This is a genomic window from Acinetobacter sp. YH01005, assembly GCF_013420465.1.
In the GTDB taxonomy this organism is placed as follows: domain Bacteria; phylum Pseudomonadota; class Gammaproteobacteria; order Pseudomonadales; family Moraxellaceae; genus Acinetobacter; species Acinetobacter amyesii.
In genome coordinates, this window is sequence record NZ_VOYA01000018.1 from 1 (window position 1) to 13,712 (window position 13,712).

Sequence of the window (13,712 nt, forward strand, 5' to 3'; positions counted from 1 at the left end):
CATGAAATACGGTATTCTGATGTGACAAAACCTGAATCCTGGTCGTTAAAGTGTTTGTTTGCACTCATATTTTAACTGTTAGGACTCAGGTTTTTTTATTTAAAGCAAACTATGGGACAGCAGTGGCTGATTGGCTCCCTTTTTTATTTTCAAATCCGCAGCATAAGGCTTTTCAATTATTCGCTGTATTGGAATACAAGATGCTTAATTAAAATGATACGTTAGTCCTGCATATACCGCTCGGCCTTCACCCGGTGTTAAACGAGCAGGATCTTTGCCGGCATCGTTATAGCCCGGTGTCACGGTAGATGCATATTTTTTATTGGCCATATTTCTGCAATCCAACCAAGCCATATACTGTTTTTGCGGTTGTATATAGCCGAACGATGCTCCCCAAATTTGCCAATCTTTTGCGTAGAAACTATTGGCATAGTCGGTTGCGACCTTTGCGGCATAAAGTGTATTCACCGCAACATAAAATCCTAAAGGATGTTCGTATTTCAGTTCAGCCTGATAGATGTGTTTTGGTATACCTGCAAGTTCATTTTTTCCAAATACCGCATCATTTTTATAGTGAAAATCATTCAAAGTATAGGCTTGTTTCAGTTGAACTTGTCCATATACATCATTTTGCCAAAGTGAACTGTTTAAACCGAGTTCTAGCCCCTGATGGATGGTGTCTGAAGCATTCGATTCGTAAATTATCGGATTAGGCTCTGGTTGGATTTCAACAGCCAACAGTTCATTTTTAACCTGTGAATAGTAATATGCAATATTCCACTCACCCAGTGCATGTTGACCACGCCCACCTAGTTCAAGAGTATTCGCTGTCTGACTATTCAAATGAATCGGAGCACTTTGGCGTCCCGTCGCTGCGCCACTTTCGTTGGGGAACTTTTGATCCGAACCCCAAATTAAAGCCCAAGGATGTGGTGCTTCTAAGCTTCGACTGACATTGGCAAAGAGCTGAGTTTCAGGTTGGATTTGATATCGAAAACCTAGCGATGGCAGGACATTCCATTCACGAATATTTTCTTTATGACTTTGCACAGGCCATGTCACTTCACTTTCACGATGGGTGTACGCCAATGCAACTCGACTATCGAGCCAAAACTGTGGGTGTAGTGCCAAGGCGTTGGCATAATATAAAACATAGTCACCACCTTGATAGGTATAATGCCGCGTTTCTGTACCCGCAGCATAGGCGCCTTGCGCAACACGTAAGCGTTCAATGACCTGACCATCTGGCAAATGTGTGGTACTACGAAAACCTAAGGTGTTCTGACTTTCACGCCCCCATAGCGTTCGGTCAAATTGGTAGTTAAATAAGGTGCTGATATCATCATAGTCAACATCGGTACTATACAAACCTTCTTGCAAATCCATCGGATAATGATGATAGGCCAGACCCAACTGTAAACGATCACCGGAGTCCAAAGTCATATTGGTTTTATTCGCCAACCAAAGACTTCCCGGCTGCGGGCGATTGTTATTTAGCGAGATATTTAGGGCTACTGCTTGTTTTGGATCTTGTTCAATCTGTTGTTGGGTTAGTCGTCCCGGTGTTTGGTGTTCAGTCTCTCGGTAACGCAGATAAAATCGTGTATCTAGGTGAGGATTTAATTGATATCCCACATTGGCCGATATACCTTTGCTCTGGCTTGAGGCATGATCTTGATAACCATCATCATCACTTTGTGTTAAGGAAAGATAATAGTCTAAGTCGCCAATTTGTTGTCCTGAGCTGATTTCACTTTTTTGATAACCGTGGCTACCCATTTCATGGTGCACTGACAATTTAGCTGCATTTTTTCCAGTTGGGCTAGCATAGTTAATTAGACCACCCAAGCTTAATGCACCACGTGTTAAACCATTCGCCCCTCGTAAAACCTCTATATGGTCTACCCACAGCGGCTCAAGCAGTTCATAAGGTGTCCCACCCGGCCCTGTAAATGGCAAATCATCTAAGGTTACATACAACCCTGAAGCATGCGCCCCCGGTGCACGATTGATCCCCGAGCCACGTATCGACAGTTTCACCCCTTCATTTCCTGAATGATGCCGCGTATATCCCCGGTTGATTTTTAAATAAATCAGCATTTGTTCGCTTGGGTACATCTTGAATGTCTGCTGCAACGATCGCATTGGTTGCACCATTTACTTTAGTCAGTGCTTTTTTTATTTGATCATCCATTGAACTTTGTTCAACGTTAATGGTGATTTCAGGTAATACATTGCTATCTGCAACACTATATTGTGCCATTGCAGTAAGCATCATCAGGCTTAAAAGCTTAAGTGACGTGTTGTTATATTTGGAAAATTGAGGGACATCCATGATTGCGTCTTCTAAGTGAAACGAATTTGACGGCAAGGATTGTAGTGTGTTTTATCATCATGTATGTATCAAAATATTTCAAAATTCATGATTTTTATCAATATTCTTCTTCGTATTTTTATATTCAAATGATTTGTTAAATGAAATAAAACAGATAATTATATTTTTTAGTCAAAAAATAAAAGTTTCTAAATAAGATAAAAGCCCTCAATCAGTGAAGATCAAGGGCTAGTATGAATTGAGAGCACGCATTGAAAGATTTTCGGAAAGTTAGATGTCAAATCCTGAACATACTTTCAATCACACTCTCGTTAAATTGATATTGAAATTTCTAAGGCAATTTAAATTAAACAATTCTCTGTAACAGCATTAGAAGTTGTACATCGCGACTGCATTGATTCGATTATCTTCACCTTTAGTACTGCCATTTGGTGCAGCGCCAAAAGCTTCACGTTCACCATAGACATATTCCAGACCTAAACTAATCGGCTTAACAGGGCTGTAAAATACATTTGCCCATGCTTGCCACAAGTTTTTATTGGCCTTGGTTTTATCGACTAATGAGTTGACATAATCTGCATTGTTATCTGCTTTCATATAACCATAGCCCAATGTTCCGCGCCATTGTGCTGAAATTTGTTGAGTTAAACCTACTGTAATCGAGTCAAATTCATTGGTGGCGATGATGTCTTTATCCGCATTGGTCACAAAACCTTGGTTGGTCCATGACACAAAACTACTGTCGCCTTTGACATGGTAATAATCCGCCTTGAGCACTGTTTTATCCGTCAAATCTAGTTTTGCGCCCAGACCAAGCCCCCATGCGGTTTCTGTATCCGTATCCGTTTTCTTTTCAACACCCATCGCACGTGCGCTCAACGTCAGCGTATCTATCATTTTATAATTTAAACGCGCAGTTAATGCAGGCAAACGCATATTTGAGCTGTCATCTTTAGAATCTTCAGCTGCGAGCACGAGATTTGTCTCAGGACTAAATTTGTGACTATAGCGAACTTGCGGTGTACGTTTAACAGCACCACCGACATAGCCCAATGCATCAATGGTTTCAGGCATATAATCAGGTACAGCAAAGTTAGACCATGTTTGCCCCACCAACCAATCACCATAGGTTAAATAGGCATGACGAATACGTAGTCCATCATTTGCACCCAAAAAGTCGACTTCAATTTTACCGCCTACATCTCCCACTTGAGTCGGCGTTTTAAAGTCTAGTCCTAAACGTGTGGCAGCAAGTGTTGCTTTTAAACGATCTGAACTTTCAGCATTCCCTTCTAGCGGAACACTATTCATTTGGTTATACAGGCGAGATAAGCTGCCGCCTTCTGTCTGATAAGATGCATCTGCTCGCACATTGCCATACAAGCTAAACTCAGCGCCCGATTTGGTATTTAAACTCAGGCTCGGTGTTTGAGTCGGTTTTTGATTCTGCGCAGCAACTACAGACCCTTGTTTTACGTCTTTGATTTCACTCGACAAAGTGTTTTGCTGCTGAACATATTGCTGCATCATGGCTTTTAATGCTTTGACTTCATCACGCAAGTGCATAAACCATCAATAAGCACATGAAAAATGCAATCCAGAACATTAACGTACTGAAACTACGGCCTTGTTGAAATAATGCTTTTAACGGAGCTTTGTCTTCTTCAGAAACCTCATTGAGTACAAATTGAGTATCTGTTGTGAGGACTTGTTCAGGGGCAATTTTTGAGACAATCGTTCGAGTCGTATCTGTTTGATGCTTTGAAGTTAAATACATCAATGATTCAGGGAGGAATTTCCAGATTAAAGGCAGTGCAAGACATGGAATAATCGCAATATAAAACATGATTTTCCAGCCATATACAGGCACTAACCAAGCACCCAATAACGCTGAAGCCATACCACCAATGGCATAACCACTAAACATTAGTGCAACCAAGGTGCTGCGTATACGTTTTGGCGCGTATTCTGTCATTAATGCCACAACGTTCGGCATAACACCACCGATGCCTAGACCGGCAAGAAAGCGTAAAATACCAAACTCAACTGGAGTACTTGCAAAAGCACCGCAGAAGGTAAAACCACTAAAAATACCGACGCAGATCATAATGGTTTTTTTACGACCAATTTTATCGGACAGTGTGCCAAAACACATGGCACCAAACATCATGCCAAATAAAGCCGTACTTGCCAGTAAGCCGGCTTGTACCGCAGATAAGGACCATTCTTGCATCAACAACGGTAAGGCAACGCCATAGATCACCAAGTCATAACCGTCAAAAATAATAATCAAAAGACACCAAATCAAAACACCCCAATGAAATGGCGTAAATTTGGCTTCATCAACCAAGGTATTAATATTAATTTTCTGGTTTTGCATAGCCCACCTCCTAATTGTGAAGCTTGTAAAATTCGCTTTTCACAATGAATAAGTCGGTGCTTAATGTCCAAAACCGATTAGGCATGTTTGTATACCTAAAAAGTAGAATATAAATTAATCCCTTGATTCCTCTTTATTTAAATAGATCATTTCATAACTGCTGTTCATCTGAACGTCTATCAACACATTACTTAAAACACAGCACGATCATATGGAATCGCTTCTAAATCATAAACTTGATAAACACTATCAAATAAACCACGAATATCTTCGCTTTCATCCATATTACGTACAGCCATAAATACAGGGCTGATCGCAGCTTCGTCTAAGATCGGAACAAAGGTTAAATGTGTTAATTGCACACTTTGGGCACTCATTGGGGTGATACAAACCCCTTCATTGGCTGCAACAAAGCCCAGTGCCAGTTGTAATTCACGTACTTCACGTACTTTTTTAGGTTCCAAACCATACTCTGAAAATATGCCACGCACTTGGGTCGAAAAGTTTGGTTTGTTGTGATTTGGGTAAAAAATCAATTGCTGATCGATCAGATCTGCAAGATATACTCCTTCCTTTTTTTGTGCCAAAGGATGACTAGCATGTAAGGCTACCACTAAGCGTTCTTCACGCAGTAAAACTCGTTTAATCGCGGGGTCTGAAATACGCAAACGCCCAAAGCCGACATCTATACGACCTTCTTTTAATGCTTTGATTTGTTCAGTGGTGGCCATTTCCTCCATTTCTATTTTTAAATGTGGGTGTTGTTGCTTAAATAAGTACAAAATATTCGAGAGTAAACCAAACAATAAAGAGCTCACAAAACCGATTGTCACTGTTCTTTCGGTCAAACCGATTCGTTTCGTCATCGATTTAATTTCTTCTGCATTAGACAAAAGTTTTAAAGCATGATGATAAAAAAATTGGCCTGCTTCTGTGGTCTTAAGCGGTCGGCTACCGCGTTCAAATAACTGAATTCCAAGCTCATGTTCCAAATTTTGAATCTGCCGACTCAAAGGTGGTTGAGCTATATATAGTTTTTCTGCCGCTTTGGTAAAACTCTGCTCTTCAACCACTGCGACAAAGTATCTTAAGTGTCTTAGTTCCATGGTTATCGATACCTATTAAGTATAATAAAATGCAAATTTGATCTTCGACGTGAAGATTTTATTCTTTTAAGGTATATCACATAGACAGGATTAAGCAAATTTAATCCCATCCAACAGATCAAAAACATCGTGCAGCGCATTACCTGAAAGAAGCTTCAGCCGCTACACGAAACAACTTAAAAAGTATTGTTAGACAACCAAACAAGGAACGTGGCAGCCAAAGACCTCTTTTATCGAGTGATAGCCACCCATACTTAAATGCATACTTAAGGAGATATTGTATGAACCGTCAAGAGATTGATGTTCTGGTTAAACAAATGAACGTAGATACAGCGACAGGGCCTGTTGACCAACGTGTACAGCAAGTTGTGGTCCGTTTATTGGGTGATTTATTCCAAGCGATTGAAGATCTAGATATTACTCAAACTGAACTATGGAAAGGTCTAGAGTATTTTACAGACGCGGGTCAAGCAAACGAATTAGGTCTTTTAGCCGCAGGTTTAGGTTTAGAGCACTATCTTGATTTACGTGCGGATGAAGCTGATGCGAAAGCAGGTATTACAGGTGGTACACCACGTACCATTGAAGGCCCTTTATATGTGGCTGGCGCACCTGAATCAGTGGGCTTTGCTCGTATGGATGATGGTACGGAAACCGATAAAATTCCAACTCTGTTTATTGAAGGTACAGTAACAGATACCGAAGGCAACATCATTGAAGGCGCTAAAGTTGAAATTTGGCATGCCAACAGCCTAGGTAACTATTCTTTCTTTGATAAGTCTCAATCAGACTTTAACCTTCGCCGTACCATTCTTTCTGACCAAGACGGTAAATATGTTGCACAAACTACGATGCCCGTTGGTTATGGCTGCCCTCCAGAAGGCACAACTCAATTTGTTTTAGACAAATTAGGCCGTCATGGTAACCGTCCATCACATGTACATTATTTTATCTCTGCACCAGGTTACCGCAAGTTAACCACTCAATTCAACATCGAAGGTGATAAATACCTTTGGGACGACTTTGCCTTTGCAACTCGTGATGGTCTGGTGGCAACTGCTGTTGATATCACAGACGAAGCTGAAATTGCACGTCGTGGTCTAAACCAGCCGTTTAAACACATTAGCTTTAATGTTGAGTTAGTTAAAGAACAAGCTGCAGCACCAAATACTGAAGTTGATCGTCGACGAGCTAGCGCTTAATTACTCACTCAAAGGAAGCCGAGCTGTCTCATCCAAGTTTGACAACTCGGCGACTATCCCCTCATTGGACAGTCGGAGAATGGACATGCCACGTATTCCTGTAATTAACACCAGCCATCTAGATCGTATTGATGAACTTCTTGTCGATAATTTTGACACTGGTGAATTTAAACTGCACCGCTCAGTATTTACCGATCAAGCGTTATTTGATCTTGAAATGAAATACATTTTTGAAGGTAACTGGGTGTATTTGGCACATGAAAGCCAAATTCCAAATAACAATGATTATTACACGACTCATATCGGTCGCCAGCCCATTATCATTGCACGTAACCGTAATGGTGAACTGAATGCCATGATCAATGCCTGCTCACACCGTGGCGCACAGTTATGTCGTTATAAAAAAGGCAATAAAGCAACCTACACCTGTCCATTCCATGGTTGGACTTTTAATAACTCAGGTAAATTGCTCAAAGTTAAAGACCCTGCCGAAGCGGGTTATTCAGATTGCTTTAACCAAAATGGTTCACATGACTTGAAAAAAGTCGCGCGCTTTGAAAGTTATAAAGGCTTTTTATTTGGTAGCTTAAATCCTGATGTGCCAAGCCTTGAAGAATTCTTAGGTGAAACCACCAAAATTATCGACATGATCGAAGGTCAGTCGGAAAACGGTTTGGAAGTTTTACGTGGTTCATCTACCTATACCTATGAAGGTAACTGGAAACTGACAGCTGAAAATGGCGCAGATGGTTATCACGTTTCAGCCGTGCATTGGAACTATGCAGCCACCACACAGCACCGTAAAGAAGCACAAGCAGCGGATAATATTCGTGCTATGAGTGCGGGTTCTTGGGGCAAGCAAGGCGGTGGTTCTTATGGTTTTGACAGTGGTCACATGTTGTTATGGACGCAATGGGCTAACCCAGAAGACCGTCCAAACTTTAGCAAAGCCGATGAATATACCGAAAAATTCGGCGCACCGATGTCGAAATGGATGATCGAGCGTTCACGCAACCTTTGTCTTTATCCAAACGTCTATTTGATGGATCAATTCGGTTCACAAATTCGAGTTTTACGTCCGATTTCTGTCAATAAAACTGAAGTCACCATTTACTGTATCGCCCCTGTTGGTGAAGAGCCAGAAGCACGTACACGTCGTATTCGTCAATATGAAGACTTCTTTAATGCTTCAGGCATGGCAACACCTGATGATTTAGAAGAATTCCGTGCCTGCCAAGCCGGTTATGCAGGAATTGAGCTGGAATGGAACGACATGTGCCGTGGTTCAAAACACTGGATTCATGGACCGGATGATGCAGCCAATGAAATTGGATTAAAACCGCTATTAAGTGGCATCAAAACGGAAGATGAAGGTCTTTACCTTGCTCAGCATCAATATTGGTTAAAAACCATGAAACATGCCATCGCTGAAGAAAAAGAATTGGCAGAACAAGTCGCAAATGAACAAGGAGATGTCGCATGAATGCAACTGCACATTTAGACAGCGTAAGCATTGAAGCTGTATCTCAGTTCCTCTACCGCGAAGCGCGTTTTTTAGATGATGAACAGTGGGATGAATGGCTAGCGTGCTATGCCCCATCTGCATCATTCTGGATGCCTGCTTGGGATGACGATGACCGCCTCACGGAAGATCCACAGTCTGAGATTTCTTTGATTTATTATCCAGACCGTCAAGGTTTAGAAGACCGTGTCTTCCGCATTAAAACCGAGCGTTCATCTGCCACGATGCCTGATACCCGAACCAGCCATAACATTAATAATGTCGAGATTATTGAACGTGATGGCGACAAAGTCACGGTGCGTTTTAACTGGAACACCTTAAGTTTCCGCTACAAAACCAACTATAGCTACTTTGGCATGTCACGTTATGAAATTGATTTTTCAGGCGAGCAGCCAAAAATCCTCAGCAAATATGTTGTTCTGAAAAACGATTATATCAACCAAGTTATTGATATTTATCACCTCTAAAAGCTTATTTCACTAAGCAAGGTTTAACTTTCAGCCAGAAGGATATTTGGCTGAAAAGACACGTTATACCAGATTTTCAAAAGGATATTCAGCCATGTCAAACCATAATGTTGCACTTCAATTTGAAGATGGCGTTACTCGTTTTATTAGTGTTGCTCAAGGTGAAACCCTCTCCGACGCAGCCTATCGTCAAAAAATCAATATCCCTCTAGATTGCCGTGATGGCGCATGCGGGACATGCCGTGCATTTTGTGAGTCGGGTACTTACGACATGCCTGAAGAATCTTATATCGAAGACGCTTTAACCCCCGAAGAAGCTGAGCAAGGTTATATTTTAGCTTGCCAATGTCGTCCAAGTTCAGATGCGGTTTTCCAAATCAGTGCATCATCTGACGTGTGTAAAACGGAAATTCATGAGTTTCAAGGCACATTGTCTCGTGTTGAAAATATGTCGGATTCTACGATTACCTTTGATATTCAACTGGATGAAGGTCAACCTGACATTAACTTCTTGGCAGGTCAATACGTCAATGTCGGCATTCCGGGGACTGAAGAAACTCGTTCGTATTCGTTTAGTTCAAAGCCGGGCAATCGCTTAACAGGCTTCGTGGTTCGTAATGTCCCTGAAGGCAAAATGAGTACTTTCCTGAGTGCCGATGCGAAAGCCGGCGACAAAATGACCTTCAAAGGACCTTTTGGTAGTTTTTATCTACGTAATGTTGTCCGCCCTGTGGTCATGCTTGCAGGTGGTACAGGTATTGCGCCGTTTATGTCCATGCTACAAGTGCTTGAAGAAAAAGGGTCTGAGCAACCTGTTCGTCTTGTATTTGGCGTAACCAATGACTTTGACATCGTAGCTAAAGACAAACTCGATGAATTACAAAGCAAACTCCCATGGTTCGAATACCGTACTGTGGTCGCTCACCCTGAGTCACAGCATGAACGTAAAGGCTATGTGACCAGTCATGTTGAAAAAGATTGGTTAAACAATGGCGATGTAGATATTTACCTCTGTGGTCCTGTGCCGATGGTCGAAGCGGTACGTGGCTGGTTAGATACCGAAGGCGTTAAACCTGCAAACTTCTTGTTTGAAAAATTCTCAGCGAATTAAGGGAGAATAGTTTAATGTCAGAACAAGCCAGATTTAACAATAAAGTTGTCATCGTAACCGGTGCCGCTCAAGGTATCGGTCGTGGAGTAGCACTACAAGTGGCTCGAGAAGGCGCTCAAGTGGTATTGGCAGATCTCTCAGATTTTGTTGAAGATACGCTGAATGATATTCAAGCCCACAATGGCGATGCCATTATTGTTAAAGCCAACCTTGAAACATTTGCAGGCGCTCATGCAGTTGCTGCTCAAGCCATTGAAAAATATGGCCGAATTGATATTTTAATCAATAACGTTGGCGGTGCGATTTGGATGAAGCCCTTCCAAGAGTTTTCAGAAGAAGAAATCATTAAGGAAGTTAATCGTTCATTATTTCCAACTATGTGGTGCTGCCGAGCCGTGTTACCTGAAATGATTCAAAATCAGCAAGGGACAATTGTAAATGTATCTTCTATTGCAACCCGTGGTATTAACCGTGTGCCATATTCAGCGTCAAAAGGTGGGGTTAATGGCTTAACCGCTGCACTCGCTTTTGAACATGCCAAAGATGGTATTCGAGTCAATGCCGTAGCCACAGGTGGTACAGAAGCACCTCCACGAAAAGTACCTAGAAACGCCAACCCATTGTCAGATCATGAAAAACAATGGATGCAAGACGTGGTCGATCAAACCATTGACCGTACATTCTTAGGACGCTATGGCACAATTCAGGAACAAGTGAATGCCATCTTATTTTTGGCATCCGATGATTCATCTTATATGACAGGAACAGTCGTCCCTGTTGGTGGTGGAGATCAAGGTTAAACGCTATACCGTCATTGGTTTAATTCAACAGGCTCATTGACATAGTCGCATGGAGGCAAAAGCGATGGCACCCCTGTTAAAAACATTAAAAGAAGATTGGTCGATCTCAGCGACGGTTGCAGGATTTTTAGCCGTGCTGATTTCATATTCAGGCCCACTGATTATTTTTTTCCAAGCCGCACAAAAAGCTCAAGTTTCCCCAGCCATGATGATTTCATGGATTTGGGGGATTTCTATTGGTGCTGCGCTGGCGGGTATTTATCTCTCTATTAAATATAAAACCCCGGTGATTACCGCGTGGTCAGCGCCCGGTACAGCCCTTTTAGTCACCCTATTTCCGAATATTTCACTGAATGAAGCCATAGCAGCTTATATCACGTCCGCTATTGTTATTTTCTTGATTGGCATCACTGGCTATTTTGACAAACTCTTAAAATGGATTCCTCAAGATGTCGCTGCGGGAATGATGGCAGGTATTTTATTTCAGTTTGGACTTGGGCTGTTCACTGCGACAGATAGTATGCCGATCATTGTCTTTGGCATGTTATTGGTCTTTCTCATATCGAAAAGACTTTCGCCACGCTACGCGATGATTTGGGTCTTACTGACTGGTGTCATCCTGAGTTTTACATTAGGAAAAATTAATCCTGTTGATGTGAATTTTCAACTCGCTATACCGCAGTTTATTGCTCCAGTTTGGACTTGGAACTCGACTTTAAATTTGGCGATTCCCTTAATTTTAGTCAGTCTGAGTGGTCAATTCCTTCCGGGGATGGCGATCATGAAACTAAGTGGATATGACACGCCAGCTAAGCCCATTATCACTGCGACCAGTATTGCCTCGCTCGCTGTAGCATGTGTCGGAGGCATTACCATTGTTTTAGCGTCTATTACCGCAGCCATGTGTATGGGCAAAGATGCACATGAACTAAAAGAAAAACGTTATATAGCTGGTATTGCCAATGGTATTTTTTATATTTTAGGCGGCTTATTTGCAGGCAGTATTGTCATGTTATTTAGCCTATTACCTAAAGAGTTGGTCGCTGCACTTGCAGGTTTAGCGTTATTAGGTGCGATTGGAACAAACATGTCCGTTGCGATGAAAAATGAGGCCAACCGTGATGCGGCGCTAATCACTTTTTTAGCGACAGCCTCAGGTATGCATTTTTTAGGGCTAAGCTCAGTATTTTGGGGGATTTATATCGGTGTCGCTGCACATGTCATTTTGACCAAACGAGTAGCCACACAAGCACCAACGAGTAGCCACACAAGCACCGATGACAACGACTCAAGATTCTAAAAGTTCATAATGTCCAAACGCATTGCCAATACAAAGAAGATGGAACACTACATCTTCTTTGTTTAATCGAAAACTCAATTTTTTGATTTTCTTGTCATTTAAACTTAAAAATTCAATATTCGAAATTAAGAGCTCTATAGGATAAAAAAGGGATCATGTTGCATCATCCCTTTTTTACTTATCTTTGAATTATTTACGTTTTTTCTTACCACTAAGTAGATCTATGGCTTGGGCATAACGTGTAGGTGCAATTCGCTGAATTAAATCAATAATTTTGGCATCATTACCAATTAAAACTCGACGTTTATTCTGCTTTACCGCATCTAAAATGACTTTTGCTGCGACTTCAGGCGGTGTTTTTAGCACTTTATTAAATGCTTTGGTTGCCCTATCTGGGTTCATCCCTAACGCACGAATACTGTCACTCATACGCGCGCTATTTGCAATATTGGTTCGAATCCCACCCGGATGCACGCAAGTTGCGCTGACTCCAGCATTTTCCAAGTCTAATTCTTGGCGTAAAGATTCAGTAAAACCTCGTACCGCAAACTTCGTTGCATTATAGGCACTTTGAGTCGGTTGAGCCGTCAAACCAAATAAGCTGGAAATATTAACTATATGTCCATCGCCACTTTGTTTTAAATACGGTAAAAATGCTTTTGTCCCATATACCACGCCCCAGAAATTAATATTCATAATCCACTCAATTTCATCATAATGCATACCTTCTACAGTACTGGCTAACGCGACACCTGCATTATTAAAGATCAAATTGACCTGGCCAAATTCAGCTTGGGTTGCAGCCGCCCATTGCTCTACAGCGGCACGATCAGACACATCTAATTGGGTCTGAATTATTTTCACACCGGTGTGCTTAATCATTTCAGCCGTTTGTGCAAGACCGTCAAGGTTGCGATCACTTAATGCTAGATGCGCACCTGATTGAGCCAGTTGAATGGCTAACTGCTGCCCAATACCTGAACCTGCTCCAGTAATGGCTGCGACTTTGTTGTTAAAATTTTTCATCGTTATTCCTATACACACTTAATCTCGTTCAGTGAACAAGCTGCATTTTCATATTATTCATAACACAAGCTTAACGAGAACTGATCTATGAATGAAATGATTTTATTTAATTGTAAAATATGAATGCTATACATAGCTCTTTAGCGTTATTGCTTCAAATCAAATTAATGTAATTCAACATGATTAGAGCAAAAATTGAAAACTTAAATGAGCCTTTTAGCTCCGGCTTTTTTTGGGATTGTAGCTCTAAATTTTTCAGCTCAAACAGCGTTTGATATTTATAAAAGTGATACAAATCCCAAATGTTATAAACAAAGCTCAACATTTATTCTATTTTTCTACACGATCCAGATTCTACATATTCAAAATCAGTATATAAAATCCACAATATATACTTATTTTTTTGTGAATATAGCCCTTGAAGACAACAAGGCTGATGCTTTGTAATTTTCCAAGTCTTGTG

At 41.2% G+C, this 13,712-nt stretch carries 11 protein-coding genes and 1 pseudogene; 6 read left to right on the plus strand and 6 right to left on the minus strand.

The window, feature by feature from the left end:
• Positions 1-204 precede the first annotated feature (204 nt).
• The 5 genes and pseudogenes from FTT72_RS12280 to FTT72_RS12295 all read right to left on the minus strand — a co-directional run bounded on the left by FTT72_RS12280 (position 205) and on the right by FTT72_RS12295 (position 5,821).
• The gene (locus FTT72_RS12280) at positions 205-2,040 is read right to left on the minus strand and encodes a TonB-dependent receptor family protein (protein ID WP_373686920.1); all 1,836 of its coding nucleotides are present in this window, start codon (positions 2,038-2,040) and stop codon (positions 205-207) included.
• 4 nt (positions 2,041-2,044) lie between these two features.
• Positions 2,045-2,335: a hypothetical protein gene (locus FTT72_RS16320; protein ID WP_257233428.1), complete on the minus strand. Its 291-nt coding sequence runs from the start codon at positions 2,333-2,335 to the stop codon at positions 2,045-2,047.
• Positions 2,336-2,704: 369 nt separating this feature from the next.
• On the minus strand, positions 2,705-3,901 hold the full coding sequence (locus FTT72_RS12285) for a DcaP family trimeric outer membrane transporter (protein ID WP_257233429.1): 1,197 nt from the start codon (positions 3,899-3,901) through the stop codon (positions 2,705-2,707).
• Positions 3,894-4,715, minus strand: a pseudogene (locus tag FTT72_RS12290) (MFS transporter); the annotation flags it as partial. The pseudogene FTT72_RS12290 and the gene FTT72_RS12285, both read right to left, overlap by 8 nt.
• Before the next feature lie 191 nt (positions 4,716-4,906).
• Positions 4,907-5,821, minus strand: coding sequence for a LysR family transcriptional regulator (locus FTT72_RS12295; protein WP_180022865.1), 915 nt, complete (start codon positions 5,819-5,821; stop codon positions 4,907-4,909).
• A 281-nt stretch (positions 5,822-6,102) separates the two neighbouring features.
• Here FTT72_RS12295 and catA point away from each other — a divergent pair, with 281 nt between their 5' ends.
• From catA to benE, 6 genes are all read left to right on the plus strand, one after another.
• Positions 6,103-7,023 carry a catechol 1,2-dioxygenase gene (catA, locus tag FTT72_RS12300; protein ID WP_078193335.1) on the plus strand — a complete coding sequence of 307 codons (921 nt, stop codon included), beginning with the start codon at positions 6,103-6,105 and terminating at the stop codon, positions 7,021-7,023.
• Positions 7,024-7,108: 85 nt separating this feature from the next.
• Positions 7,109-8,506, plus strand: a complete 1,398-nt coding sequence (gene benA, locus FTT72_RS12305; protein ID WP_180027181.1) for a benzoate 1,2-dioxygenase large subunit — start codon at positions 7,109-7,111, stop codon at positions 8,504-8,506.
• Complete coding sequence (benB, locus tag FTT72_RS12310) at positions 8,503-9,012, plus strand: benzoate 1,2-dioxygenase small subunit (protein ID WP_078190730.1); 510 nt, start codon at positions 8,503-8,505, stop codon at positions 9,010-9,012. Before benA ends, benB begins: the two co-directional genes overlap by 4 nt.
• A gap of 94 nt (positions 9,013-9,106) precedes the next feature.
• Positions 9,107-10,123 carry a benzoate 1,2-dioxygenase electron transfer component BenC gene (benC, locus tag FTT72_RS12315; RefSeq protein WP_078190731.1) on the plus strand — a complete coding sequence of 339 codons (1,017 nt, stop codon included), beginning with the start codon at positions 9,107-9,109 and terminating at the stop codon, positions 10,121-10,123.
• Between the two features lie 14 nt (positions 10,124-10,137).
• A complete protein-coding gene (gene benD / locus FTT72_RS12320; protein WP_180178458.1) occupies positions 10,138-10,923 on the plus strand; it encodes a benzoate diol dehydrogenase BenD in 786 nt (261 codons plus the stop codon).
• 64 nt (positions 10,924-10,987) lie between these two features.
• Entirely contained in the window at positions 10,988-12,223 is a 1,236-nt protein-coding gene (benE, locus tag FTT72_RS12325; protein ID WP_180178459.1) for a benzoate/H(+) symporter BenE, read from the plus strand.
• 189 nt (positions 12,224-12,412) lie between these two features.
• On the opposite strand, the gene FTT72_RS12330 is transcribed toward benE, so the two are convergent.
• The gene (locus FTT72_RS12330; protein ID WP_180035226.1) at positions 12,413-13,249 is read right to left on the minus strand and encodes an SDR family oxidoreductase; all 837 of its coding nucleotides are present in this window, start codon (positions 13,247-13,249) and stop codon (positions 12,413-12,415) included.
• Positions 13,250-13,712 lie beyond the last annotated feature (463 nt).

Coding starts and splice junctions, on each gene's coding strand:
- FTT72_RS16320 (WP_257233428.1), bottom strand. CDS start 2,335: ATGGATGTCCCTCAATTTTCCAAATATAACAACACGTCACTTAAGCTT.
- FTT72_RS12285 (WP_257233429.1), bottom strand. CDS start 3,901: ATGCACTTGCGTGATGAAGTCAAAGCATTAAAAGCCATGATGCAGCAA.
- FTT72_RS12295 (WP_180022865.1), bottom strand. CDS start 5,821: ATGGAACTAAGACACTTAAGATACTTTGTCGCAGTGGTTGAAGAGCAG.
- catA (WP_078193335.1), top strand. CDS start 6,103: ATGAACCGTCAAGAGATTGATGTTCTGGTTAAACAAATGAACGTAGAT.
- benA (WP_180027181.1), top strand. CDS start 7,109: ATGCCACGTATTCCTGTAATTAACACCAGCCATCTAGATCGTATTGAT.
- benB (WP_078190730.1), top strand. CDS start 8,503: ATGAATGCAACTGCACATTTAGACAGCGTAAGCATTGAAGCTGTATCT.
- benC (WP_078190731.1), top strand. CDS start 9,107: ATGTCAAACCATAATGTTGCACTTCAATTTGAAGATGGCGTTACTCGT.
- benD (WP_180178458.1), top strand. CDS start 10,138: ATGTCAGAACAAGCCAGATTTAACAATAAAGTTGTCATCGTAACCGGT.
- benE (WP_180178459.1), top strand. CDS start 10,988: ATGGCACCCCTGTTAAAAACATTAAAAGAAGATTGGTCGATCTCAGCG.
- FTT72_RS12330 (WP_180035226.1), bottom strand. CDS start 13,249: ATGAAAAATTTTAACAACAAAGTCGCAGCCATTACTGGAGCAGGTTCA.